The sequence below is a fragment of the Komagataeibacter melomenusus genome (assembly GCF_013155395.1).
In the GTDB taxonomy this organism is placed as follows: Bacteria; Pseudomonadota; Alphaproteobacteria; order Acetobacterales; family Acetobacteraceae; genus Komagataeibacter; species Komagataeibacter melomenusus.
Map to the genome: position 1 here is coordinate 99,699 of NZ_JABJWC010000006.1, position 22,982 is coordinate 122,680.

Below are 22,982 nucleotides of genomic sequence, written 5' to 3' on the forward strand. Positions count from 1 at the left end.
TGGGGCCACGCGGGCCGGTCAGTTCGTGGGGGGTGTGTAGGACTGTACATCTTCCACCGTATGGCTGAGCAGGATCTTGCCGTTATCGGCAGACTGCACCCATGCGGCGGGAATGGTAAAGGCGCTTTCGGCCGGGCCATCAACGGTAACCTGAATCGTGCCATCCGTATTGACTGCCGTAAGCGTGCCCATGCGGCCCGAACCCGCCGCGATCACGTCCTGACCCAGCATGGCCTGCGTTACATCCGTCATGAATTCCCTTTCCTTGCCGGGCATGCGGGCTGGCACCTGCGTGCCGCCCCATGCCCTTCCTCACATGGCAGCCTTTGTCGGCCGCCTTCCGTGCGCCGGAGCTGCACACTCACAGCCCCGGCCACCCGTGCCGCACATGTCCGGCACAGGCATCTGCGGGCGTATCTGCGGATTCAAAACGCCCGGCATGGGCTTAAGTTGTCCCCGCCTAGTTCACACCAAACTGGCTGCGCTGCGACATGACCTGGTTAAGCTGTTCATTATAACGATGATAGGTGCCCTTTGGCACGCAGCCCATTTCCTCAAGGTCTTCGAGCTTGATGCTGTCATTGAGCCAGGAATTGACCTCATTGAACTGGATCTTCGCCGGAACCGGGCGCCCGCTGAAAATGACCGGGTCATCCTGCCCCTGCACATAGCCGAATTTCTTGTACACCCCATCGGCAGGCGGGTTGTGCTCCGCCATCTCGCCGCACACGACCGATGCGCCATCCATGGCATGCACCGTGGCGTTGCGGAAGGTGGCAGCATGCGGGTCGGGCAGGGTGGCGGCCACATGGCGCTCGGCCTCGGTGATGACGGCCGAACCGCCCCGCCCGTTGCCCGCCGCATGGGCCAGCCCGGAAAACAGGCAGAGGGACACACCTGCCATAATGACTCGTTTCATGCTTCCACCGCCTGCTTACTCATTTTTAGCCATAGCTTGTATTTATTGTGATGCGCTGCCTGACCTGATCGGTCAAGCCGGAGCCCCCCATGCCCCAACGCCAGCAATTCTGTCATGAGTGATAATATAAAGGCCGCAAGAGGGGGCGTGAACCACGCGCCAGCCGGGTTATAACAGTCTCCTCCTGCCGGCCCCGTGGCCGCCCATTGCATCAAAGGCCCGTTTTGCCATGTCACAGCGCCCCGTTCCCACTCCCGCGGCTGATCCGTCCACCCGGCCCGACTTCGTGCATGTGCGGGGCGCGCGCGAGCACAACCTCAAGGATGTCAGCGTGGACATTCCGCGTGACCGGCTGGTCGTGTTCACCGGGGTTTCGGGCTCGGGCAAATCCTCGCTGGCCTTCGGCACACTGTATGCGGAGGCGCAGCGACGTTACCTTGAATCGGTCTCGCCCTATGCCCGCAGGCTGTTCCGGCAGATGCCGGTGCCCGATGTCACATCCATCGAGGGGCTGCCGCCCGCCATTGCGCTCCAGCAGCAGCGCGGCACCGGCACCGGGCGCTCCACCGTGGGCAGCATCACCACGCTGTCGAACCTGCTGCGCATGCTCTATTCCCGCGCAGGGCATTATCCTGAAGGCATGAAGCGGCTGGAGGCGGAATCGTTCTCCACCAACACGCCTGAAGGGGCCTGCCCGCAATGCCACGGCCAGGGCCGCATCATGGACACGACCACCGAACTGCTGGTGCCTGATGACAGCCTTTCCATCCGTGAGCGCGCGGTGGCGGCGTGGCCCACCGCGTGGCAGGGGCAGAACCTGCGTGATATCCTGATCACCAAGGGCGTGGATGTGGACTGCCCCTGGCGCGACCTGCCCGCCAAGACACGTGAGTGGATTCTCTACACCGAGGAAACGCCCACCTACCCGGTCTATCCCGGCCTCGACCACGCGGCCGTGCAGCGCGCGATACGCGATCACGTGCCCCCGGCCTATAACGGCACCTTTACCGGCGCGCGGCGCTACGTGCTGCATACATTCGCCACATCGCAGAGTGCCAACATGCGCAGGCGGGCCGAGCGGTTCCTCACCGCAACGCCATGCCCCACCTGCCATGGCGCGCGGCTCAACCCCGATGCGCTGCGGGTCACCATCGCGGGGCTGAACATTGCCGAACTCACGCGCCAGCCGCTGGCCACCATCGCGCGCACGCTGGCCCCGCTGGCTGACGGCACGCAGGTGCCCGCGCACGCCCCGCAGGCGGGCGATGCCACCGCCATTGCCGCGCGCCGCATGGCCACCGACCTGCTGGGCCGCATTGCGGTGCTGGCGCATCTGGGTCTTGGCTATTTGCAGGCCGACCGCTCGGTCACCACGCTCTCCCCCGGCGAGTACCAGCGCCTGCGGCTGGGCACGCAGATCCGCTCCAGCCTGTTTGGCGTGGTGTATGTGCTTGATGAACCCTCAAGCGGGCTGCACCCCGCCGATGCCCATAACCTGCTCGATGCGCTGGAAGGGCTGAAACAGGCAGGCAACTCGCTGTTCATTGTCGAGCATAACCTCTACCTCATCCGCCGGGCGGACTGGATTGTCGATGTCGGCCCCGATGCGGGCACGCGCGGGGGCGAGATCCTGTATAGCGGCCTGCCCGATGGGCTGCGGGGGGTCAGAAACTCCCGCACCGCGCCCTACCTGTTTGGCAGCACGGCCCCGATAGCGGGCACGCCCCGCCCGGCCAGGGGGTGGCTGAAGCTTGCGGGCGTGACATGGAACAACCTGCATGCTCTGGGCGTGGAGATTCCGCTGGGCACGTTCGTGACCGTGACCGGCCTGTCGGGCTCGGGCAAGTCGAGCCTTGTCAGCCAGGCGCTGCCCGCCATCATGGCGCATGCGCTGGGGCAGAAACTGCCCGATGCAACAGATGCCGACACCATGGAAGACATGCCCGACGGCACGCCGCAGGGGCATGTGCTGGACGGCGTGAAGAAAATCAGCCGGCTGGTCATGATCGACCAGAAGCCCATCGGCCGCACCCCGCGCTCCAACCTGGCCACCTATACCGGCCTGTTCGACACGATCCGCCAGATCTATGCCGCAACCGACCTGGCCAGATCGCGCGGCTATGACGCGGGCCGCTTTTCGTTCAACCTGCCAAAGGGCCGCTGCCCCACCTGCGAGGGCGCGGGCTCAGTGATGGTGGAACTGCTGTTCCTGCCCAGCGTGTATTCCCCCTGCCCCACCTGCCACGGCACGCGCTACCGGCCCGAGGTGCTGGAAGTGACCATAGGCGGCAAGTCCATTGCCGATGTGCTGGCCATGACGGTGGATGAAGCGGCTGCCTTCTTTGCGCACAACCCGGCCCTGTCCACCACGCTCGCCACGTTGCAGCAGGGCGGCCTTGGCTACCTGCGGCTGGGGCAGCCCGCCACCGAACTTTCGGGCGGCGAGGCGCAGCGCATCAAGCTGGCCACCGAACTGCGCAAGCAGCGCCGGGGCCATACGCTCTATATCCTCGATGAACCCACCACCGGCCTGCACCCCGCCGATGTGGACCGGCTGCAGGCCCACCTGCAATCGCTGGTGGATGGCGGGCACACCGTGGTGGTGGCCGAGCACGACATGCGGGTGGCGGCCAGAAGCGACTGGATCATCGACATGGGGCCGGGTGCGGGCGAGGCGGGCGGCACGATCGTGGCCGCAGGCACGCCGCATGACGTGGCGCGCGCGAAAGGCAGCGCGACCGCGCCCTTCCTGCTTCCCCTTACGGGCTGAAGTGCAGAACAGAAGTTCTTGGGTGCCGCCTTTTTTCAAAAAGGCGGTGTTCTTTTCGAAGCTTTTTGCAAAAAGCTTCACCAAAAACTTTTATCTGTTATCCGCGCGATGCGGGCAGCACGCCCCACAGCGCCGCAACACCTGCAAAGACCAGCAGCGATGCCACCAGAGTCATGAGGCTCCAGCTCCGCAGCCCCTCGCGCACGCTCACGCCGCACAGCCGTGTTACGATCCAGAACCCCGCGTCATTGACATGCGACAGCGCCATGCCCCCCGCCCCCATGGCCAGCGCCATCAGCGCCAGATGGGTCTGGTCAAGGTGCAGGCGGCCAATCATGGGGCCGAGAATGCCTGCCGTGGTCATCAGCGCCACGGTGGTCGGCCCCTGGGCTACGCGCAGGATCATGGTCAGCACGAAGGCCAGCACCAGCAGCGGCAGGCCGGTAGAAGCCAGCAGGCCGCCCAGCGCATCGCCCACGCCACTGCCCACCAGCACCTGCGCAAACGCGCCCCCCGCCCCGGTAATGAGGATGATGATGGCCGTGCCCGGCAGGGCGGCGGCCACGACATCAGACACGGTGGCCAGCGCCATGCCGCGCCGCAGCCCCAGCAGCCACGCGCAGAGCAGCACGTCCAGCCCCAGCGCCACGAAGGGAATGCCGGTAAAGACCAGCACCGTGCGCAACCGCCCTGAGCCCATCAGTTCGCCCGCCAGCGTGCCCGCCACCATCAGCACCACTGGCACGGCAATGACGCCCAGGATCTCGCCCACGCCCACCGGGCGGCGCGCGGTGGCTAGCATGAAGGCAGAAGCCGCGTCATGCCCCGCCCCCTGCCCCGGTGCCGGCATGCGGGCTTCGTCCACCACGGCACGGATATCGGGCGCGCAGCCCAGCGGTTGCGCCATGATGGGCCGGGTCAGCCCATAGGTCAGCACCGTGGCCACCGCTGCCAGCGGCAGGCCAAGCAGCAGCATGTGCCCCGCCCCCACGCCCAGGGCTGCCGCAACCGCCACCGCACCGGGGTGGGGCGGCAGCAGGGCATGGACGGTGAGCATGGTCACCGCCATGGGAATGCCGAACACGGCGGGCACGCGACCCGTCTGCCGCGCCATGCCATAGACCAGCGGCATGAGCATGATCACGCCCACCTCGAAAAACACCGGAATGCCCACGCCAAAGGCGGCAATGACCAGGGCGAGCGGCACATGGGCGGGGCCTGCGCGGCGGATCAGCGCATTGGCCACGGTTGCCGCCCCGCCCGAGAGGTCAACCATGCGCCCGATCATGGCCCCGAAGGCCACGATAATGGCGATATGGCCCATGATGCGGCCCATGCTGCCCTGAATGGCATCGGCCAGCCTTGCAACGGGCATGCCGGTAAGCAGGGCCACGGCCACGGCCACCACCAGCAGGGCGATGAAGGGATGCAGCCGGAATTTGAGGATAAGCAGGAGCAGGACGGCAATGGAGCCAATGCCGGTCAGGATCAGCGCGAGCGGAGTCATGGGGCGGTCCCGTGCGTGAGAGCGGCCAGTCTCGTCCAGCCAGACGCGCCTTTTAAGGGGCTGGCCTGCACAAAAGCAACAGCCTTGCGCCCCTGCCCCGAAAAGACAGCCACAAGCCCCCCACGGCATGCCTCATGTCAGGGCGGTCATCACCGTTTCCGCAGGCCAGACTGGCCACCGCGCGCGACTCACCCACAGGGCTGAAACTGCCGGGCCATGCTGGCCTGCCTCTCCCCCCCCCTCGGGCGCGGCAGGACCGCCGTGCATGCACAATATGCTGGCGTGAAAAATGGCCTGAAACCCGGGGTTTGCCCGGCTCGCTGCCCCTACGCCCGGCACGCAGCCGCTTTTCGGGCTTGACAGCGTGCCGCCCTGTCCTCATTACGCGCCACCGGTTACGCACCGCAGTCGCTTTTTTGGGCCTTCACGCCCCGGGACGTCACGCCATGACAACCATGCTCAATCCATTCCTGTCGCCCGCACGCAGCCCGGCCACGCGCCGCGCCGTGACGCATGTGGCGCGCTTCATCCGCGAGGCCTGGATCGTGCCGATGGTGGTCATGGGCAGCATGCTGTGCGGGGGCGTGTTCACCCTGCTCTCGCACCTGCTGGGCCACTCGGGATAAAAAAAACGCCGCCCTTGTGCAGCCGGGCGGCGTCTTTCAAAAATAGGATCGATTTAAAATAGGATCGATTTCTGGCCCCCGACAGGGTGCTCAGCGGGCGGCCTGCCGCGTGGCGTGGTGGCTGTCAGCCTTCCTGGGTGGTTCCGCCAGCCAGTGAATGCGGACCTGACGCAGCTCGAAATTGCGCTGGCCCTGCACGCCCATATCCCCAAACGGGTCATAGACCACGCCGGTCACATCGGCACGGCACTGCTCGTGCTGGCCCGTATCGCCACAGATCTGCTGTGCCTTGCGAAAGGAGGCTTCCTCCATCGTGGGGCCATCGAGCGGTATGGCGCCGTTCCAGTCCACCTTGCCCGGCAGGTCGGCAATGCGGAAGGTCGCGCAATCCGCCCCGCCCGCATTGGCGGAGGTGATGGTGCATCCCTCGATGCGCACGGGCTTGCCCACGTACTGCGCCGCCTGCGCCTGAAAGGCGGCGACATCAAGCGTGGGTGGCGGCGGCGCGGGCGGAGCGCCATGCCCCCTGGGCTCGCGCGCCTGGGCGGGTGCGCAGGCCACGCCCGTGGCCATGAGAGCCAGCCCGGCCAGCACACCAAGATGAAAACGTCGCCTCACGTCGTGTCGTCCTTCCGTCAAGAAATCAGCCTGCGGCCTGCATTCAACAGCCAGTTTTTGCCATACACACGCCGGTTGTCACCACAACGCAACGTGCGGGCAGCCATGCATGCGCGGCTGGACGGCGGCTCAGAACGGCGAGGATTTCTGCCCGGCCCCCTGCCCGAGATCGGCAAAATGCTGGGTTTCCGCGCAGCCACGGAAGCGGTCGAGCACGGGAACGCTACCCGCGAGATTGACGCTGAGCGGCGGCTGGTTGCCAAAGCGCACCACCGCGAGGTGCTGGCGGGCCATGGCATCGAGCAGGCCGGTCATATCGGCTGCAGAAAGGCTGGCCATAAGCGTCGTGGCATCATTGGCCTGCATGTGAAAGACATGCGTATAGGCGCCGACCGTGACCGTCATGTCGCCTTTTTCGCCATTGGCCAGGGTCCAGTGATCATCCGCGCTGCGCACCTGCAGCGAGTCGGCATCGGCGCGGAACATCAGGATCTCGCTTTCCGACCCGGCGATGCACAGGTCGGTATGCACCCCGGCATCGGGCGTGTGATGGATGGCGACCCAGCCGCCGCCATGTTCATCAACCAGCATCTGCGACGGGCTGGGACCGCTGGTTTCATCCTGCGGCTGCATGGCCACCGGCATGGCACGCGCCGTGTCATCATAAGACTGCGCCCATGCACCGCCCGGCAGGCCAAGACAGGCGAGGCAACCCAGAAGAACCTTAAATTTCGTGCTCACTTTGCGACAATCCCATTGCAACAAGGACCGACGAATCGGAATGGTGGACGGTTTCAGCATCACCCAGGCGTGATGTTGACATATATTGTCATAATTGTGGATAAGGAAAGGGCCCTGCCCTCTCTGCGACAAAGCATGTCTCTCCACCCAGCCGATGCCTGCCACGCAGCGAGCCATAATAATAGTAAAGAAGATTTTCATTTTCGCGCCCTGACAGCCCCCGGACACAGCCGCCGTGCGTGCGCGGCATTGGCCTGCGGGCGCAGGGCCGTTATCATGCGGCTCCCTCGCACTGTTTTTTCATGGATCTGGAAGGAAAAAGCCGGGATGCGCCTGTTACCTGCTGCCATCCTGGCAATCGGAACCCTCTGCGCCGCCACACAGGCGCGCGCCGCCGATCCGGACTGGATCTTTGCCAATAGCGGCCCCGGCGGGCAGCCCATGATCATATCGCACCAGGGCACGCTTGACGTGATGTTCTACCGCGCGGCCAGCGGCACGCTGGGCATTGCCTTTCACCAGCGCCACGGCAAGTACCGCAACCCCAAGGGGGTGGAAACCGCCATGGCGATGATCGGCAAGTTCACCATAGCCCTCCAGACCTTCCTGACCGGCCAGAAATGGGACACCGCCGGCGGCGACCTCAAGCCCGACACCGTGCCCGACATGATCAACGCGCTGAAAAACGCGGGTACCGGCGCGCTCATCCCCTTCGAGCATGATCCGGTTTCGTTTTCGCTCAAGGGCGCGATGCCAGCACTCGAGGATCTGGCCCATTACGCCATGGCCCATGGCGAGAGCCTGCCACCACCGCTTGAACCCGCCGTTGCCACAGCCCCCGCCCAGCCGGGGCCGGACATAGAAAAACTGGCCCACCACCCCTATGACACCCAGCACGGGCGCAGGGTGGCGCTGCCGCAATACGACATTGCCGCCAACTGCGACCGCGCCCATGTGGAAATGCTCGATACGGATGGCGAATGCGTCAGCGCCGAGCAGAAAAGCCAGGCCACGCTGGGCGCGCACTGGACCGGCTATGACAGCGACCTGCGCGGGGCGTGCCTGTCCCTGGTCAATGATCCGGGGCGGCTGGAGAAATACCAGGCGCTGCTCATGTGCCTCTCGCGCTATCAGGATGACCGGCGGCAGTGGCAGCTCGTATCGGGTTCAAGCGGCAGCGACGACATCCTGCCCGCCAGGAACGCGGCGCCCGCCGCGGCAGGACAGGCCCCTGGCCAGAAACCGTAAAAGTGCCTGGTGAAGCGTTTTTTGAAAAAAGGCGACACCCGAAAACTGTCATGCCCTGCCGGCCCGCGGGAATGTGCAACCTGCGGGCGGGGCGGCCGTTTATCCGTCAGTCCGCCGCATTGTTGCGCCGCAGCGCCTGTATGAAAAAGATCACGCCGCTGAGCAGCAGGCCGAACAGAACGACCAGGGGCTGCACGTAAAGCACCACCAGCACCACGAACAGCACCAGGAGGGCGCCGTATTTGAGCTTGCGGTCTTCGCTCGAGAACAGGTCGATGAACCCGTCTGAAATCAGGCGCAGGGCGGAATCGCTCCCTGCCGGGGTCACGCTCAGCCCCTGCTGCTCCAGCCGCTGCACAAAGGCACGGGCCTGCTCGCGCGCGGCGGGCGTGAGCGCGGGGGCTGGCGCCTCTCCCTTCAGGGCTGTTGCCACGGCATCGATCACCTGACTGTCCACAGTCGCCTCATCGCTCATTTTTATCTGTTCCCCAAGCCATGTGGTGCGTAAACCCCGGACCCATCCACCCGGTTATCCACATTATTTACCGTTTTATCCACAGGCGGCGCGGACTCACTCCCCCTCGGCATGCGTGGCCTTGCCGCAGGCAATCCGACGCCCGTCGCGCAGGGAGGGGTCGACCGTCATTTCGCCCCGCGGCACCGGGCCATCGGCAATGCGGTGGCCGGTGCCCATATGGCCCGACCAGGTGGAATAGGCCATTGTGCGATAGGTATCGCCCGCGCAGTTATAGACGACGGAAAACCGCACCGAGGCAAAAGGCAGCCCGTGGCGGATCATGTCCTCGTCAAAATCCTGGATGAACGTGGCCGACGAATGGGTGCCACGCGCCTGCACCGAAGCAAGGTCGATATATTCATTCACCTTGTTCTGGTACGGTGGCAGTTTCTGCAGGTTTGCCGCCATGTGCGGGGCGGGGGTGGCAGGTTCCTGCGCCAGTGCCGCCCGCGCGCCGCCCGTCAGGCCAGTACAGGCGAGTCCTCCGGCCATCACTGCCAACACTACCCTGTATCCCATTGTCTCCCTTTCATATGCATGGGCAATGCCCATGCATGCCAGACCCTGTATCACGAGACTGTTTTGCAGGATCATGCCGGGAGCGGCAAGATAAACCACCCGCAAACACGTCGCATATCGCGCCGCGCTGACAGGAAGATGCCATGCAGGCCCTTTTTCCACGCACGAACGCCGCCCTGCTGGCCGCCGCCATGCTCATGGCGGGCACAGCCATGGCCCGGCCCACGCCCACCCTGACCCGCGCGCCATTTGGCACCACGCCCGACGGGCAGCCGGTCGAGCGGTTCACCCTGGACAACGCGCATGGCATGCGCGTGCAGGTACTGACCTATGGCGGCACCCTTTCCGCCATCGAGGCGCCGGACCGCACCGGCCATGTCGATGACGTGGTGCTGGGCTTCCCCACGCTGGCGGGCTACACGGTAGACAGTGCGCAGGGGGGCCTGTTCTTTGGCGCGACGGTGGGGCGCGTGGCCAACCGCATTACGCGCGGCACCTTCGTGCTTGATGGCCAGCGCTACCATATTCCCCCCACCGAGGGCACGACCGCGCTGCATGGCGGCCGCAGGGGGTTTGACAAACAGGTCTGGACCGTGGAGGGCACAGAGCTTGCGGCGGACAGCGCCAGCGTGACCCTGAAACTCGTCAGCCCCGATGGGCAGGAAGGCTTTCCCGGCACGCTGACCACGCATGTCACCTTCGCGCTCAACACGCGCAACGAGCTTTCACTGCACTACCGCGCCACGACGGACCGGCCCACGGTGGTCAACCTGACCAACCACAGCTATTTCAACCTGGGCGGCGAAGGCAGCGGCACGGTGGAAAACCACGTGCTCCAGATCAATGCCGCCGCCTATACGCCCACCGATGCCAAGGCCCTGCCGCTGGGCACCATCGCCCCCGTGGCGGGCACGGCGCTCGACTTCCGCACGCCACAGCGCATTGGCGCGCGCCTGCGCGACAGCATGCCCCAGATGCTTCATGCCCACGGTTATGACCAGAACTGGGTTCTTAACCCCGCGCGCCCTGATGCGCCGGTCTCAGGCACACCGGCCTCAGGCGCGCCGGTGACTGGCGCGCCAGTGCTGGCCGCCCGCCTGAGCGACCCGGCATCGGGCCGGGTGATGGACGTGCTGACCACCCAGCCCGGCCTGCAGGCCTATACGGCCAATTCGCTTGATGGCGCCTATGCCGGGCCTTCAGGCCGCACGTACCGGCAGGGCGATGCCATAGCGCTTGAAACCCAGCATTACCCCGACAGCCCCAACCACCCGGACTTCCCCTCGATCACGCTGCGCCCGGGCCAGACATATGATGAAACAACCATCTATCGCCTTGGCGTGGAACCGGTTTCAGCCTCCGCGCCTTGAATATGCGCAGAAAGGCTTTGATTCAGGCAGCAATATCCTTACATACCTCGCCATATCGTGATCGAAGGACGCAAACCCTCAATGAAAAAAATTACCGTTCTGCTGCTTCTTGCAGGGCTGGCGGCCTGCCAGTCCGCCCGCCCGCCCAGCGATCCCGACCAGAGCGGCGGCGTGGGCGGCATGACCGGATCACCCGGCCAGGACTCGCTCAGTGACGGGCCGGGTGGCTCAGGCGGCCCCGGCATGGGCGGCTAGGCCGCACGCCCCCGGTGGGTACTGCGCCGGAGTGCTGCGTCGGGGTGCTGCGCCGGGCGCTCAGTCGCGCCCGCCACTTATGTTGATAATGCCCAGCCCCAGCAGGCCAAGCCCCGCAAGTCCTTCGGCCACCATCCATGAGATGGGGCCAATGCCATCAGCCGTCATGCCGCGCACCAGCACGCCCACGCTGCCCATCATCAGCAGCAGGGACACGATGGTCCCCCATTTCACGATCTTGCTGCGGTTCATCAAATCTCTTCGCTGTCTGTCTGGCCGCTTCCCGGAGGGGCGGGTCTTCGTACTTCTATCACCATGTGACGCCAACCGTCCAAACCCGGCATGCGCGGCGGCAATGCGCCTGCCGCGCAGCAGCGCCGCACTCATGCAGTTGTGATACCCGCCCCGGCCACTTTCATGCTTGCATTTCGTTACAGGAACAGGCTGGCCCCGTGGCCTGCCCCCTGTGCCAAAGCACTCAAGGAGCACGGCCATGCAGATACTGACAGCCCCCGCGCCCGGCGCCGAATGGTCCAGCCGCATGATGCACCTGATGCGGGCCTGCATGGCGTATCCATACGCCTTCCTGCGCCTGTGGGATGGCGACTGACCACACGCTCCGTTTATTCGTGGCGCAGGACACTGGCCGGGAACCAGGCATCATTGCCGGTGCTGTCATTGCGCACGCGAACCTGGCCGTTTTCAATCATTTCCACGATGGCGCCCTTGAAGCCACGCTGTTCGGGTTTGACCGCCGCATCATCCTTCACCACCACGATATCGCCGTCCTTGAAATCCATCAGCCCTTCTCCTTTCCCTTCTCCGCGTTGAAATGCCTACGCACATCATGCCAGCGCCCGGGCGCGCTGCAAGCCACTGATCTGCCCCGGCATACCACATCCGCGCAAAAAACAGGTTGCGCACGCCCCGACGCATTCCGACATGAACGGGAACGACATCTTTTTATGGAGCCCGTTCATGTCCGCAGACCATCACATGCCCTCCACCACCGATCTTGAGCGTGAACTCGAGCAGGTGCGCCGCGATCATGCCATCGCCCTCAAGGACCGCCCCGAGCACGCCCATGCGCTGGCCGCACGCATGAAAAAGCTTGAAGACGACCTCGCCCGCGCAAAATAAGACCTAAAAAAAGATAAAGGTTTTTGGTGAAGCTTCTTTCAAAAAGCTTTGAAAGAACGTCGTTTTTTGAAAAAGGCGGTAGCCGGAAACTTTTATCCCTTTACTCGTCAGGTGTAGTGGGTACCGACGCACCGGGCGTGGGCGCGCGCACCAGCCAATAGACAATACCCAGCGACAGCACGGCCGCCGAGAGCGCCAGCAGTTCCATCACATCGACTTCCTTGAGGTCGATGACGATGAACTTGCGCACCGTGGCCAGCATGCCGATCAGCAGCACCGAGCGCATGCGGATCATGCTGTGCGGCTGCGCATCGGGCAGCACCAGAATGGAATGCTTGAACTCAAGGGCGATCAGAACGGTAAAGAACATGCCGAAAATGCCCTGCAGCACTTCGGGGCTGGTCGGGTTCAGCCCCGAGGTCAGCACCATGCGCCCCACCGCCACCACCACGTGCACAAGCGACGTGCCCGCGATCACCACGATCAGCAGGGTCAGGATGAGCATCACCCCCTCCTCGAACAGGTCGAACAGGCGGGCCATCTGAAAGAAACCGGGCAGGCGCTTCATCATATGCGGGGCAGTCTCCTGGCTGGGGGCGTGCGGCCGTCATGCCGCGCCATGAAAGGCAGCCCTTGTAACAAGCTTGCGCCGAACTGTGCAAAACCGTCAGCACGCACCCTGTATCAACCCCCGCCATGTCAAGATTGCGCCGTGGCATCCTGCCATGCAGGGGCGGGGCTGGATGATGACCCCGCGCCACCCCAAATATGGTTGAACGGACACCGCGCGTGTCCCTGATCTACAACATGACGAACAGGATGCCATCATGAGCAAAGCCGTAGCGACCGGACCCGACGCACAGGGCAAATTCTCGCTTGAAATCAGCATCGGCGGCCTGCCCGGCACCATTGCCGGGTTCAGCTCCAAGATGGAAGCGGAGGACTACGCGACCTCGCTGCTGCGCCGGGTGAAGGAACTCGCCAAGGCCGACGGCCTGAAGTAAGCAGGCAGGCTGGCCGGGGACGAAGGGTCAGGCCATTCCCCCGGCCCACGCCTGACCCCTTGGCAGGAAAGGCATTGGGAAAATCGCGCTTTTTCCAGGCTTGCCGGAAAAAGCTTCAGCCAGGACCGCCTTGCACGAAAAAACAGGACCACGGTTTCCCCACGCCCTTGCATGCGCGTGAAAAGACCGGAACAGTCACCTTAGTGCACTCATATGCGCTCCGCAGGTCCAAAGCCCTGCCCCGCAATGACAACAAGGATGACCGCCCCATGAGAAAACTGACCCGATCCCTGTGCGTACTGGCCGTGGCCAGTGGCCTGAGCGCCTGCGTGGATGGCCCGCGCGGCGGCTATTATGGCGGCTATGGTGGGTATGGCGGCTACGGTTACGGTGGCTATTATAATGGCTATGGCGATTATTATGGCGGCGCGCCGGAATATATAGGCCGCGGCGGCGGTGGCCCGCGTGGGGGCGGCTTTGGCGGCCCGCGCCGGGGTGGTGGCGGCCCGCCGATGGGTGGCGGACCACGCGGCGATCATGGTGGCGGACCGGGCCGTGGACCTGGCGGTGGCGGCCCCGGCGGTGGCGGGCATGGACCCGGTGGCCCGGGCGGCGGCCATGGCTTTGGGGGCGGTGGTGACCATCACCGCTGAGCGTGACATGGGCTGGCTCCGCGCGGAGCCGGCCTTTTTTAATGGACGGCCTTCATTGAAGCCTGTTGAAGAAAGCTTCACCCGAAAGCATCTATCCGTGCTGCCCTGACCCTGACAGCAGGTTCATGACCAGCACGCCGCACACGATCAGGGTCATGCCCGCAATGGCGGCCAGATCGAGCTTCTGCCCCAGCACCACGCGGCAGACCAGTGTAACGAGTACCGTGCCAATGCCCGACCAGATGGCATAGGCCACCCCGGTGGGAATCACCCGCAGCGCCAGCGACAGCGCATAAAACGCCACCCCGTACCCCATCACGGTCACGCATGATGGCCCCGCCCGCGTAAAGCCGTTGGACAGGGTGAGGCAGAACGTGGCCGTCACCTCCGCCACGATGGCGATGAGCAGATAGCAATACGCCACCGCTCACTTCCCTGCGGGTGGCGTGGGGCGCGGGGGCAGGCCGCGCAGGCGGGTGCGTGGCGCACGCGGCGGCGGGGGTGTGTCATCGCGAATCGCCACGGCATCCTGCCCTCTGGCCTGGAGCGCTGCGGCAAAGCGCTGCACATGCGTCCACTGCGCGCCTGCATAGAGTTCACGCCCGTCCAGCATCACACGATGTCGTCTCACGCCCTGATCCTGTCCTGTTTCGTTCTCCCTTACAGATGGGGATGACGGCCACAAGGCGCAACAGCGGCATAAAATGCGACCATTTTTCAGGAAACCTTCGCTTTTGCGAAACGATTCATGTATGAAGAGGATAGGAGGTATGATCCATGAGCAACTCTGCACGTATGATCGCCCATCTGCTGATTACGGTCCGGCTGAGCACGCGTAATCGGCCCTCTCCCACGGTTTCCCAGCCCGCGAAGGACTGATCCTCCTCTCCCGCGCGGCGGGGCGCGCCAGCAGGCAGGCAGGGCCGTGTCATGTTATGACACAATATGTCCGTCATGCCTTCCTGCGCGCCCGCGCCAGCCGGGCGGCGAAGGCTGGCAGTTCATCGTGATGGAGCAGGAACACATTGTTGGACCGCGCCAGTTGCCGGGCCGGAATCGTGTAATCCGCATTCGAGACCACGGCCGCCACATCGGCATGGTAATGCAGGCGGGCAGCGGCAATCTGCTGCACGGCCTCGTTGCCCACGGCGTTGCGGTACAGCTTGCACTGCACCACCAGCCGCACATGGCCATGCACGGCAATGACATCCGCCCCCTGGTCACCACCCGGCGGGGTGGCGCGGGCCTCCCAGCCGCAGCCCCGCAGGCGGTCGGCGCAGTACCGCTCATAGGCGATGGGGTCCATGTCGGGGGAAAAGCCATCCGCCGCAACGCTGCCGCTCGGGGCCTGACGCGCAACCTGATCGATCAGCGCCAGCACGCGCGGGGCGAGCGCAGGCCATGTGGCCGCCAGCCCTTTGCCGCGCAGGGCGGGTGCTATGATCGTCTTGACGAATTCCGCCTGCTCGCGCTCCCACTTCGTGGTGCGCTCCACCCCATAACTGTTGAACTGCACCAGCTGGCGGCGGCGGATGCGCAGGGCCTCGGCATGGCGGCGCACCAGTTGCCCGCACAGCCGCCATGCCCGCCTGCGCCGCCACCATCGCCCGCCATGGCGCAGCACGGGCCACAGCCCCATCGCCACGCCACCCGCCAGCACAAGCCGCCACACCCCCGGTGGCAGCGTGGCGGTCGTGGCACCGGCCACGCTCACGGCACTGGCGGCAAAATACAGCGGCGCCTCCCCCCGCCGCGCGGGCAGGGCGCGCAACCGCGCCACGGTTTCTTCATCGCGCAGGCCCAATAATTGCCACGTTCGCGCCCCGTCAACACGCTGGCAATGCAGTTGGGCCAACGCCTGCGCGTAAGACGCAGCCGGCAGGGAAGGCGGCAGTTCCCCCACCCGGCGCAGGTTGGCAGCCTGCGTGCAGCCTATGGCGGCAGGGGCGACCTGATAGGCGGCGGGCGCTGCCAGCACAGGCGCGGGGGCCAGTAAAAGCCACAAGCCCAACCATGGCGTCATGCCTGCCCGCATTGATGTTCCTGCTCCCCCGCCTTCCTGGCGCAACCAGTCTAAAACATGAGAACAAAATAAGAAAGTAGAGAAATGCCAGTGCCTTCGCACAGGGCCGGGGCCTATCATGCCCGCATGCGACTCTGCTTTATCGGTGACAGCTACGTTACGGGAACGGGCGATGAAACCTGCCAGGGCTGGGCTGGCCGACTGTGCGCGCGCGAGCGGCAGGCCGGGCATGATCTCACCCTCTACAACCTTGGCGTGAGGGGCCAGACCAGCCATGACATCGCGCTGCGCTGGCAGGCTGAAGCACAGGCACGGCTGCACGGGCGCGCTGATGGCGGCATAATCCTGTCCTTCGGGGCCAATGATGCCAGGGCTGACGCATCGGGCCAGCCCCGGCTGGCGCTACAGGACAGCCTGCGCGCCACCGAACGGGTCCTGCGCCGCGCCCGCGCCAGATGGCCAACCCTGATGGTAGGTCCCCCGCCCGTGGGGCGGCCCGGCCCAGACCTGCGCACCCGCGTGCTGGAGCAGGCCATGGCGGCCTTGTGCGACCGGGCTGGCGTGCCCTTCCTGTCCGTGTGGGCACCGCTGCTGGACTGTGCCGCATGGTGTGACGGAATTGCACAGGGCGACGGGCTGCATCCCGGCGGGGCGGGTTACGCCATGCTGGCCCGGCTGGTGCAGGACTGGCCCGCCTGGCGCAACCTGATGGCCACGTCACATTAGGAACGCACTTCCGTTCCCCTTGGCAGGAACGGGCATTATGGCCACATAAGGCGCGCAGCCCCGTGCCGCGCTTTTTCGAATGAAGGCATACAGACATGAACAAGATCTTCACCTGTGCCCTGCTGGGCGCGCTGGCCGTGGCCTGCGCCCCCGCCGCCCGCGCCGACGTGCCCGAGGCGGAACTGAACTCGCTCTACATCCGCCCCGAGGTGCAGCTTGCAGCCCCTGCGCTGACATTCCCCAACTATCCGGTGGTGGATGCCTGCACCACCGAGTTTGGTGATGACGTGACCAATGCCTGCGTCACGGCGGAAAAGGAGCGCGCCCTGGTGCTGCAACCCGCATGGGAGGAATACAAGGACAGCGACAAGATCGCCTGCCAGGAGGAAGTGACCCATATCCGCCACATCCTGCTCTATCGTGACCTGGCCTACTGCCTGGACAAGCGCCGCTATGACGCCTGGCGCAAGGACCACCCCGACGGCAAGTAGGATCCTGAAAAAAAATAAAAGTTTCCGGATGCCGCCTTTTTTCAAAAAGGCGGCGTTCTTCTGACGCTTCTTGAAAAAAGCCTCACCAGAAACTTCCTTATGATTTGTGGATGTTTTCCAGGGTGACTTTATCACACAGTCTCTAAACGGTTAATCGCGCGCGATATGACAGCTCTGGTCGTCATGGCTGTGGTCGTAATCCACGTTCTGGTTGGCGGCACTATCGCCATGCACGATCCGGCGCGGGCGGGCGGGGTCCGCTGACAGCACCGACAGGCCGCGATCCAGCCCCGCATAGGCCAGCCCCGCCGCGTCAAGCACGCTGGCGGGCATGCTGGCCAGCGTAAAGGGCGCATGCACGTTGGCGCGCGCGGCCTGCATGGCCGGGGCGTGGGTAGCCTGCCAGGCGGGCGAGGCCCAGAAATAGAGCGGCACCTCATAGGCCGCGCGTACATCGCCATGTGCCGGGATGCCTGCCGTGCATTCATTCACCCGCACCCCATGATCGGGCACGTAGAACAGGGCCGATTCGCCCCCATGCGCCTGCAGGCTGGCCTGCACATGGGCAAGGATATGATCGGTATAGGCAATGCTGTTGTCATAGGCGCTGCCCAGATGGGCAAAGCCTGGCGGCGCACGGTCCGCCGCGTTCTCATGGCTGCCAAACAGGTGCAGCACGATCAGCACCGGCCCCTTCGCCCCGGCAACGGCGTGGTCGAACACCGGCAGCATCCGCTCATCAAGCACGGGCCGACTCATCACGCCACCCTGCACGGTGGTGTAGGCGATATGGTGCGCCTGCTCCGAATACGCGCCGATCACGCTGTCATACGGGCCAAGGCGGGGGTGGTTGCTGATCCACCACGTATCGAACCCCGCCGCGTTGAACACCGAGACAAGGTCATGCCCCGGCACCGCGCCCGGCCGCAGCCGGTCATAGCCCGACAAAATGACCGGTACCGCCCCCACCGTGTAGTCAAACGGCGTGACCACGTTGTCAAAGCGCAGCAGGCCGGGCAGGCGGTCCATTTCCGGCGTGGTGGGCAGGGCGTAGCCAAAGCCGTGATGGTGGTCGCGGCGCGCGCTCTCGCCAATGACCAGCACGATCACCTGCCGCGCATCGGGTGCGGGCGGGTTTACAAACGCAACCGGCTCGTGGCTGATGCGCCGCGCCATGGCGGTCACGCGCCACGTCTCGCGCCTTGCCGCGGCATAGCCGGTCAGCAGGCTCCACGGCCAGGCGCGGTCAAAGCGGGCATGAATGGCCACCAGCGGGTTCTCCGTGCCCGCGCGGGTGGGCGGCAGGGTCTGCCACAGCCGTATGACCGGCACCACCGTCAGCGCCACCAGCACCGCCACCGCGCCCAGGCGGCACCGGGCGGCCCACGGCACCACCGCCCCGCGCGGGCGCGACACGTAAAGGGCGGCCAGCCCCGACCACAGCACCGCCCACGCGCACAGCCACGGCAGCACCGGGGCGACATAGCCCATCACCACCGGCACCGAGCAGTAGAACAGGATCAGCCAGAGCGGATAGCCCGGCGGCACCGCGCTGACATGGATGTAATACAATGCGCCCGGCAGCAGCACGACGGCAGGCAGCAGGGCTGCCAGCAGCACCCGCCTGCTGTTGAAGACCAGGGCGATCACCCCCCACACCATGAGTGCGCGCACAATGCCCTGCAACGCCGTGCAGGCAGGCAGCAGCGCCAGTACGCCCATCACCCCCAGCAGCCCATCGGGCCAGGCCTGCCGCCATGAGCGTGGCCGGTGCAGAAACCTGCGCGGGGGAGGAAGCCTGTTCATTGCGCCTTCATGCCACGGGTGCGCACAGGCGGGTAGGCCCGTGCGCAATGACGGCAAACCGCCCCGCGCCGCAGGGCTGGCACGTTTGTGAACGAACCGGCACGCGGCAATGCTTTTTATCATCCGGGCACGCGCCTAATAATGCGGGCCGCCGGGAGGGCCCGCGCAGACGGGCGCCACAAAAAATACTCTTTGAAAAACCAGATTCAACAAAGGCAAACAGACGCACCATGGCAAAGATCAAGGTCAAGAATCCCGTTGTCGAAATGGATGGCGACGAGATGACCCGCATCATCTGGCATTTCATCCGCGAGCGGCTGATCCTGCCCTATCTCGATATCGACCTGAAATATTATGACCTCGGCATCACCCATCGCGACGAAACCGATGACCGCGTGACCGTGGAAGCCGCCGAGGCCGTGCGCCGCTACGGCGTGGGCGTGAAATGCGCCACCATCACCCCCGATGAGGACCGGGTGAAGGAGTTTGGCCTGAAAAAGATGTGGCGCTCGCCCAACGGCACCATCCGCAACATCCTTGATGGCACCATCTTCCGTGAGCCGATCATCTGCACCAACGTGCCGCGCCTCGTGCCGCACTGGACCCAGCCCATCGTGATCGGCCGCCATGCCTATGGCGACATCTACCGCGCGGCCGAAACGCGCATTCCCGGCCCCGGCAAGGTCACGCTGCGCTACACGCCCACCGATGGCGGCCCCGAGCAGGTGCTTGACGTGCATGACTTCAAGGGTCCCGGCGTGGCACTGGGCATGCACAATACCCGTGCCTCGATCGAAGGCTTTGCCCGCGCCTCGCTGGCCTATGGGCGCGACCGGAAGCTGCCGGTCTACCTGTCCACCAAGAACACCATCCTCAAGGCCTATGACGGCATGTTCAAGGATGTGTTCCAGGAAGTCTACGAGCGTGAATTCAGGGCCGAGTTTGAAAAGCTGGGCCTGACCTACGAACACCGCCTGATCGATGACATGGTGGCCTGCGCGCTGAAGTGGAAGGGCGGCTATGTCTGGGCGTGCAAGAACTATGATGGCGACGTAGAAAGCGACATCGTGGCCCAGGGCTTCGGCAGCCTTGGCCTGATGACCTCGGTGCTGCTCAACCCCACGGGCGACGTGGTGGAGGCCGAAGCCGCCCACGGCACCGTGACCCGCCACTTCCGCGAGCACCAGAAGGGGCGGCCGACCAGCACCAACCCCATCGCCTCGATCTTCGCCTGGACACGCGGCCTGGCCTATCGCGGCAAGTTCGATAATACGCCCGATGTCACCCACTTCGCCCACACGCTCGAGCGCGTGTGCATCGAGACGGTGGAAGGCGGGCAGATGACCAAGGACCTCGCCCTGCTCGTGGGCAAGGACACGAAATGGCTCGATACCCAGCCTTTCCTTGACGTGCTGGACAAGAAACTCGGCGCAGCACTGGCCAAAGCATAAAACAGAAGTTTTCGGGTGCCGCCTTTTTTCAAAAAGGCGGCATTCTTTTGAAGCTTTTTGAAAAAAGCATCACCAAAAACTTTTCAGATTTATAGTCAGGGGCCGGTTACGCTCCCTCCTCCAGCGCGTGATCGGCCAGTTCGCCTTCCCACCGGGCCGCGACGGCGGCGGCATAGCCATTGCCCAGCACGTTGGTGGCCGTGCGCGCCATGTCGAGAAAGTGGTCAATACCCAGGATCAGCGCCAGCCCCGCCTCGGGCAGGCCGAACTGCGGCATGACGGCTGCCAGCGTGACCAGGGCCGCGCGCGGCACGCCCGCAATGCCCTTGCTGCTCAGCATCATCACCAGCACCATCGCGATCTGCTGGCCTATGGGGATGTGGATGCCATAGGCCTGCGCGATGAACAGCGCGCCAAAGGACTGGAACAGCACCGAGCCATCAAGGTTGAAGCTGTAGCCCAGCGGCAGCACGAAGCCGCTGATGCGGTCGGGCACGCCAAAAAGCTCCAGCCGCTCGACGAGCAGCGGATAGACCGCCTCGCTGCTTGCCGTGGCGAAGCCGAGCAGGATGGGCTGGACCAGCAGCCTGGCCAGCGCGAACACGCGCCTGCCCAGCACGCAGAAGGTCATGGTGGTCAGCAGCACCCACAGCACGCCCAGCGTGCCGTAGAACTTGCACAGGAACACGCCAAACATGCCCAGGATGCCAATGCCGCTATGGGCCACGCTGCCCATGACCGAGCCGAACACCGCCACGGGGGCGGCATACATCACCATGTCGGTCATGCGCAGCATGATGCGGGCGAGTTCGGCCGTCCAGGGCAGGATCATGCGCTGCGCCCCCTTGCCCGCCGCGGGCAGCGCCAGGCCAAACAGCACGGAGAACACCACGATCTGCAAAATGTCGTTGCGCCCCATGGCATCGAAAATGCTGGTGGGCACCACATGCAGCACGAACTCGACCGGATCGAAATGCGCATGCGCCAGCCCCGTATCGCCAGCAGTGGTGGGCACGCTAAAGCCCACGCCGGGCTGGAGCAGGTTGGCGGCGAGCAGCCCGGTTACGAGCGACAGGAAGGAGGCGACGATGAACCACAGCAGGATGCGCCCGCCGATGCGCAGCACCTGCGTGCCATCGCCCAGGCTGCCAATGCCCGACACCAGGGTGGCAAAAACAAGAGGGGCGATGATCATGCGCACCAGCCGCAGGAACAGGCCCGTCAGCAGGGTAGCGCAGCGGGTGGCGGCCTCGGCCGCTGCCGGACCCGCCGCATGCAGCCCCAGCCCCACGACCACACCCAGCAGCAGCGCGACTACGATGGCGCGCGTGCGCCCGTTGGCATTACGTTTTCCGGGCTCGGCCAAATCAAGAATCCTGCTGCCATTGATCAGAAGATACCGCCGGAAGTAACGCACGCGCCCCCGGTTTTGCAAGGCGGACGGGCACCCCATCGCGCTGATCGGACGGACCGGGCGGGCCATCATCAAAAAACCTGCCATACCCATCCCCCCTATCTTTTTCAGAAGAATGCGATTATAGAGATCCACCTGCGCAATCATGCGCCTGATGCATCATGTCCTTCCTGACCCGTAGGGCGCACCGAAACGGGAAAGCGGGAATAAGGCAGATGGGCATGCATGCAGGATGCTCCGCCCCTGATCGGGGTTTATGGCCCCTGCGCCGGATGGGTCACCACAGGCCGGGACCGGGCGGGGCGGCACAGATCAGACATGCAGCCCTTCACGCACAGCGCGGCACCGGTCATGCGAATCGCACTCCACGATGCCACCTGCATGATGGATGAGGGGGCAGCACCCTGTCATGACTGATGGTCTGGCAGGCAGGAAGGGCCTTTTTTGGCAGATTTCCGTCACTTTTTAATATTGTCTCGATAAGGGGCCACGGATGCTGGCCCGCACAGGCCCCGACCCTGCACACGGTCAGGCAGGTTTTGCCGCCGATGACGCGACTGCTTATTACTCACCCTAATCACTCAACATGATGAAATCCTGCGTCCGTCTTCTCCCCTTCCGCCACGAAGACTGCGGGCACAGCAGGTGGCCTGAATCCGCAACCCGCTGAAAACAGGGAAATATATGCCAGGAGAGACCCCGCATGCCACGCCGGAGCGCAAACCGGACTCGCTTGAAGACATCTGGGCAAGATGATGGCGGTTATCTGTTACTTCAATCACATTACCGTGATACTATAGCACCGAATTTGTCGCCTTTGAGGGCAATCAAGGCCCCAAAATCAAGGGTTGAAGCGGATTTGACCCATTATTATGCATTAATTATGCAGTTTATAGAGGTCTGTTTCTGCTCAATCGCACCATGCTAGCTATCGGTATGCGCCTGACCCTGCACACCGATTATGCCTTACGTACGCTGTTATACATGGGATTGCACGCCGACAGGCGTGTCTCGATCCATGAGATCGCCAGCGCGTATGACATTTCTGAAAATCACCTGGAGGGTTCGAAAAACCTTTGATTGACTTCTCTTGTGCCTGATTTCAGGTTTTTAGCGTGTTGACTGCTGCTTCCCTGGTCTAACTTTTACTCTGGGTTTTGAGCAGAGCGATGGTTTCCTGCTCT

General features: G+C 64.4%; 26 protein-coding genes and 1 pseudogene. 12 read left to right on the plus strand and 15 right to left on the minus strand.

Annotated features, from left to right (window positions below; all coding sequences use genetic code 11):
• Positions 1 to 18 precede the first annotated feature (18 nt).
• Both HNW77_RS04095 and HNW77_RS04100 read right to left on the minus strand, forming a co-directional pair.
• A complete protein-coding gene (locus tag HNW77_RS04095; RefSeq protein ID WP_078527963.1) occupies positions 19 to 252 on the minus strand; it encodes a DUF2171 domain-containing protein in 234 nt (77 codons plus the stop codon).
• 208 nt (positions 253 to 460) lie between these two features.
• On the minus strand, positions 461 to 919 hold the full coding sequence (locus HNW77_RS04100; RefSeq protein WP_172155639.1) for a hypothetical protein: 459 nt from the start codon (positions 917 to 919) through the stop codon (positions 461 to 463).
• A 229-nt stretch (positions 920 to 1,148) separates the two neighbouring features.
• Between HNW77_RS04100 and HNW77_RS04105 the strand changes: the two genes are divergently transcribed.
• Positions 1,149 to 3,689 carry an excinuclease ABC subunit UvrA gene (locus HNW77_RS04105; protein WP_172155641.1) on the plus strand — a complete coding sequence of 847 codons (2,541 nt, stop codon included), beginning with the start codon at positions 1,149 to 1,151 and terminating at the stop codon, positions 3,687 to 3,689.
• A gap of 97 nt (positions 3,690 to 3,786) precedes the next feature.
• Here the strand turns inward: HNW77_RS04105 and HNW77_RS04110 are convergent, their stop codons facing one another.
• Positions 3,787 to 5,196, minus strand: coding sequence for a GntT/GntP/DsdX family permease (locus HNW77_RS04110; RefSeq protein ID WP_172155643.1), 1,410 nt, complete (start codon positions 5,194 to 5,196; stop codon positions 3,787 to 3,789).
• Between the two features lie 446 nt (positions 5,197 to 5,642).
• Between HNW77_RS04110 and HNW77_RS04115 the strand changes: the two genes are divergently transcribed.
• Positions 5,643 to 5,822 (plus strand): hypothetical protein, encoded by a 180-nt coding sequence (locus tag HNW77_RS04115; protein ID WP_172155645.1) that lies wholly within the window; start codon positions 5,643 to 5,645, stop codon positions 5,820 to 5,822.
• Positions 5,823 to 5,912: 90 nt separating this feature from the next.
• Here HNW77_RS04115 and HNW77_RS04120 read toward each other — a convergent pair whose 3' ends face one another.
• A complete protein-coding gene (locus tag HNW77_RS04120) occupies positions 5,913 to 6,440 on the minus strand; it encodes a hypothetical protein (protein ID WP_172155647.1) in 528 nt (175 codons plus the stop codon).
• 129 nt (positions 6,441 to 6,569) lie between these two features.
• Positions 6,570 to 7,181, minus strand: coding sequence for a hypothetical protein (locus HNW77_RS04125; protein WP_172155649.1), 612 nt, complete (start codon positions 7,179 to 7,181; stop codon positions 6,570 to 6,572).
• A 327-nt stretch (positions 7,182 to 7,508) separates the two neighbouring features.
• On the opposite strand from HNW77_RS04125, the gene HNW77_RS04130 reads away from it, so the two are divergent.
• Positions 7,509 to 8,429 carry a hypothetical protein gene (locus HNW77_RS04130; protein WP_172155651.1) on the plus strand — a complete coding sequence of 307 codons (921 nt, stop codon included), beginning with the start codon at positions 7,509 to 7,511 and terminating at the stop codon, positions 8,427 to 8,429.
• A gap of 106 nt (positions 8,430 to 8,535) precedes the next feature.
• On the opposite strand, the gene HNW77_RS04135 is transcribed toward HNW77_RS04130, so the two are convergent.
• A complete protein-coding gene (locus HNW77_RS04135; protein WP_172155653.1) occupies positions 8,536 to 8,904 on the minus strand; it encodes a hypothetical protein in 369 nt (122 codons plus the stop codon).
• 96 nt (positions 8,905 to 9,000) lie between these two features.
• Positions 9,001 to 9,438 (minus strand): surface-adhesin E family protein, encoded by a 438-nt coding sequence (locus tag HNW77_RS04140; RefSeq protein WP_241694280.1) that lies wholly within the window; start codon positions 9,436 to 9,438, stop codon positions 9,001 to 9,003.
• A gap of 170 nt (positions 9,439 to 9,608) precedes the next feature.
• On the opposite strand from HNW77_RS04140, the gene HNW77_RS04145 reads away from it, so the two are divergent.
• A complete protein-coding gene (locus HNW77_RS04145; protein ID WP_172155657.1) occupies positions 9,609 to 10,835 on the plus strand; it encodes an aldose epimerase family protein in 1,227 nt (408 codons plus the stop codon).
• 81 nt (positions 10,836 to 10,916) lie between these two features.
• Entirely contained in the window at positions 10,917 to 11,090 is a 174-nt protein-coding gene (locus tag HNW77_RS04150; protein ID WP_172155659.1) for a hypothetical protein, read from the plus strand.
• Positions 11,091 to 11,150: 60 nt separating this feature from the next.
• On the opposite strand, the gene HNW77_RS04155 is transcribed toward HNW77_RS04150, so the two are convergent.
• Both HNW77_RS04155 and HNW77_RS04160 read right to left on the minus strand, forming a co-directional pair.
• A complete protein-coding gene (locus tag HNW77_RS04155) occupies positions 11,151 to 11,342 on the minus strand; it encodes a hypothetical protein (RefSeq protein WP_078525976.1) in 192 nt (63 codons plus the stop codon).
• 371 nt (positions 11,343 to 11,713) lie between these two features.
• Positions 11,714 to 11,890, minus strand: coding sequence for a hypothetical protein (locus tag HNW77_RS04160; protein ID WP_172155661.1), 177 nt, complete (start codon positions 11,888 to 11,890; stop codon positions 11,714 to 11,716).
• A gap of 178 nt (positions 11,891 to 12,068) precedes the next feature.
• Between HNW77_RS04160 and HNW77_RS04165 the strand changes: the two genes are divergently transcribed.
• Positions 12,069 to 12,230, plus strand: coding sequence for a hypothetical protein (locus HNW77_RS04165; RefSeq protein ID WP_165165657.1), 162 nt, complete (start codon positions 12,069 to 12,071; stop codon positions 12,228 to 12,230).
• Between the two features lie 100 nt (positions 12,231 to 12,330).
• Here HNW77_RS04165 and HNW77_RS04170 read toward each other — a convergent pair whose 3' ends face one another.
• A complete protein-coding gene (locus HNW77_RS04170; protein ID WP_172155663.1) occupies positions 12,331 to 12,801 on the minus strand; it encodes a phosphate-starvation-inducible PsiE family protein in 471 nt (156 codons plus the stop codon).
• 256 nt (positions 12,802 to 13,057) lie between these two features.
• On the opposite strand from HNW77_RS04170, the gene HNW77_RS04175 reads away from it, so the two are divergent.
• Positions 13,058 to 13,234 carry a hypothetical protein gene (locus HNW77_RS04175; RefSeq protein WP_172155665.1) on the plus strand — a complete coding sequence of 59 codons (177 nt, stop codon included), beginning with the start codon at positions 13,058 to 13,060 and terminating at the stop codon, positions 13,232 to 13,234.
• Positions 13,235 to 13,503: 269 nt separating this feature from the next.
• Positions 13,504 to 13,887, plus strand: a complete 384-nt coding sequence (locus HNW77_RS17465; RefSeq protein WP_187353163.1) for a hypothetical protein — start codon at positions 13,504 to 13,506, stop codon at positions 13,885 to 13,887.
• A 91-nt stretch (positions 13,888 to 13,978) separates the two neighbouring features.
• On the opposite strand, the gene HNW77_RS04185 is transcribed toward HNW77_RS17465, so the two are convergent.
• The 3 genes from HNW77_RS04185 to HNW77_RS04195 all read right to left on the minus strand — a co-directional run bounded on the left by HNW77_RS04185 (position 13,979) and on the right by HNW77_RS04195 (position 15,910).
• Positions 13,979 to 14,311, minus strand: coding sequence for an SMR family transporter (locus HNW77_RS04185; RefSeq protein WP_172155667.1), 333 nt, complete (start codon positions 14,309 to 14,311; stop codon positions 13,979 to 13,981).
• 3 nt (positions 14,312 to 14,314) lie between these two features.
• On the minus strand, positions 14,315 to 14,518 hold the full coding sequence (locus HNW77_RS04190) for a hypothetical protein (protein ID WP_276592065.1): 204 nt from the start codon (positions 14,516 to 14,518) through the stop codon (positions 14,315 to 14,317).
• Between the two features lie 321 nt (positions 14,519 to 14,839).
• Entirely contained in the window at positions 14,840 to 15,910 is a 1,071-nt protein-coding gene (locus HNW77_RS04195; protein ID WP_241694281.1) for a restriction endonuclease, read from the minus strand.
• 84 nt (positions 15,911 to 15,994) lie between these two features.
• Here HNW77_RS04195 and HNW77_RS04200 point away from each other — a divergent pair, with 84 nt between their 5' ends.
• Both HNW77_RS04200 and HNW77_RS04205 read left to right on the plus strand, forming a co-directional pair.
• Positions 15,995 to 16,636 carry a GDSL-type esterase/lipase family protein gene (locus HNW77_RS04200; protein WP_306665926.1) on the plus strand — a complete coding sequence of 214 codons (642 nt, stop codon included), beginning with the start codon at positions 15,995 to 15,997 and terminating at the stop codon, positions 16,634 to 16,636.
• A 95-nt stretch (positions 16,637 to 16,731) separates the two neighbouring features.
• Positions 16,732 to 17,127 carry a hypothetical protein gene (locus HNW77_RS04205; protein WP_172155671.1) on the plus strand — a complete coding sequence of 132 codons (396 nt, stop codon included), beginning with the start codon at positions 16,732 to 16,734 and terminating at the stop codon, positions 17,125 to 17,127.
• Between the two features lie 150 nt (positions 17,128 to 17,277).
• On the opposite strand, the gene HNW77_RS04210 is transcribed toward HNW77_RS04205, so the two are convergent.
• The gene (locus tag HNW77_RS04210; RefSeq protein ID WP_172155672.1) at positions 17,278 to 18,933 is read right to left on the minus strand and encodes a phosphoethanolamine transferase; all 1,656 of its coding nucleotides are present in this window, start codon (positions 18,931 to 18,933) and stop codon (positions 17,278 to 17,280) included.
• 230 nt (positions 18,934 to 19,163) lie between these two features.
• Here HNW77_RS04210 and HNW77_RS04215 point away from each other — a divergent pair, with 230 nt between their 5' ends.
• Positions 19,164 to 20,384: an NADP-dependent isocitrate dehydrogenase gene (locus HNW77_RS04215; protein WP_172155674.1), complete on the plus strand. Its 1,221-nt coding sequence runs from the start codon at positions 19,164 to 19,166 to the stop codon at positions 20,382 to 20,384.
• Between the two features lie 106 nt (positions 20,385 to 20,490).
• On the opposite strand, the gene HNW77_RS04220 is transcribed toward HNW77_RS04215, so the two are convergent.
• Positions 20,491 to 21,750: a dicarboxylate/amino acid:cation symporter gene (locus tag HNW77_RS04220; RefSeq protein ID WP_172155675.1), complete on the minus strand. Its 1,260-nt coding sequence runs from the start codon at positions 21,748 to 21,750 to the stop codon at positions 20,491 to 20,493.
• Positions 21,751 to 22,734: 984 nt separating this feature from the next.
• On the opposite strand from HNW77_RS04220, the pseudogene HNW77_RS04225 reads away from it, so the two are divergent.
• Positions 22,735 to 22,857: pseudogene (locus HNW77_RS04225) on the plus strand (Rrf2 family transcriptional regulator); the annotation flags it as partial.
• Between the last annotated feature and the right edge of the window lie 125 nt (positions 22,858 to 22,982).

Bases quoted from the DNA above. Each gene is read 5' to 3' on its own strand.
- HNW77_RS04105 (WP_172155641.1), top strand. From the start codon at position 1,149: ATGTCACAGCGCCCCGTTCCCACTCCCGCGGCTGATCCGTCCACCCGG.
- HNW77_RS04095 (WP_078527963.1), bottom strand. From the start codon at position 252: ATGACGGATGTAACGCAGGCCATGCTGGGTCAGGACGTGATCGCGGCG.
- HNW77_RS04200 (WP_306665926.1), top strand. From the start codon at position 15,995: ATGCCAGTGCCTTCGCACAGGGCCGGGGCCTATCATGCCCGCATGCGA.
- HNW77_RS04110 (WP_172155643.1), bottom strand. From the start codon at position 5,196: ATGACTCCGCTCGCGCTGATCCTGACCGGCATTGGCTCCATTGCCGTC.
- HNW77_RS04195 (WP_241694281.1), bottom strand. From the start codon at position 15,910: ATGACGCCATGGTTGGGCTTGTGGCTTTTACTGGCCCCCGCGCCTGTG.
- HNW77_RS04115 (WP_172155645.1), top strand. From the start codon at position 5,643: ATGACAACCATGCTCAATCCATTCCTGTCGCCCGCACGCAGCCCGGCC.
- HNW77_RS17465 (WP_187353163.1), top strand. From the start codon at position 13,504: ATGAGAAAACTGACCCGATCCCTGTGCGTACTGGCCGTGGCCAGTGGC.
- HNW77_RS04100 (WP_172155639.1), bottom strand. From the start codon at position 919: ATGAAACGAGTCATTATGGCAGGTGTGTCCCTCTGCCTGTTTTCCGGG.
- HNW77_RS04155 (WP_078525976.1), bottom strand. From the start codon at position 11,342: ATGAACCGCAGCAAGATCGTGAAATGGGGGACCATCGTGTCCCTGCTG.
- HNW77_RS04160 (WP_172155661.1), bottom strand. From the start codon at position 11,890: ATGGATTTCAAGGACGGCGATATCGTGGTGGTGAAGGATGATGCGGCG.
- HNW77_RS04145 (WP_172155657.1), top strand. From the start codon at position 9,609: ATGCAGGCCCTTTTTCCACGCACGAACGCCGCCCTGCTGGCCGCCGCC.
- HNW77_RS04215 (WP_172155674.1), top strand. From the start codon at position 19,164: ATGGCAAAGATCAAGGTCAAGAATCCCGTTGTCGAAATGGATGGCGAC.
- HNW77_RS04175 (WP_172155665.1), top strand. From the start codon at position 13,058: ATGAGCAAAGCCGTAGCGACCGGACCCGACGCACAGGGCAAATTCTCG.
- HNW77_RS04165 (WP_165165657.1), top strand. From the start codon at position 12,069: ATGTCCGCAGACCATCACATGCCCTCCACCACCGATCTTGAGCGTGAA.
- HNW77_RS04210 (WP_172155672.1), bottom strand. From the start codon at position 18,933: ATGAACAGGCTTCCTCCCCCGCGCAGGTTTCTGCACCGGCCACGCTCA.
- HNW77_RS04170 (WP_172155663.1), bottom strand. From the start codon at position 12,801: ATGATGAAGCGCCTGCCCGGTTTCTTTCAGATGGCCCGCCTGTTCGAC.
- HNW77_RS04130 (WP_172155651.1), top strand. From the start codon at position 7,509: ATGCGCCTGTTACCTGCTGCCATCCTGGCAATCGGAACCCTCTGCGCC.
- HNW77_RS04205 (WP_172155671.1), top strand. From the start codon at position 16,732: ATGAACAAGATCTTCACCTGTGCCCTGCTGGGCGCGCTGGCCGTGGCC.
- HNW77_RS04135 (WP_172155653.1), bottom strand. From the start codon at position 8,904: ATGAGCGATGAGGCGACTGTGGACAGTCAGGTGATCGATGCCGTGGCA.
- HNW77_RS04140 (WP_241694280.1), bottom strand. From the start codon at position 9,438: ATGGCCGGAGGACTCGCCTGTACTGGCCTGACGGGCGGCGCGCGGGCG.
- HNW77_RS04150 (WP_172155659.1), top strand. From the start codon at position 10,917: ATGAAAAAAATTACCGTTCTGCTGCTTCTTGCAGGGCTGGCGGCCTGC.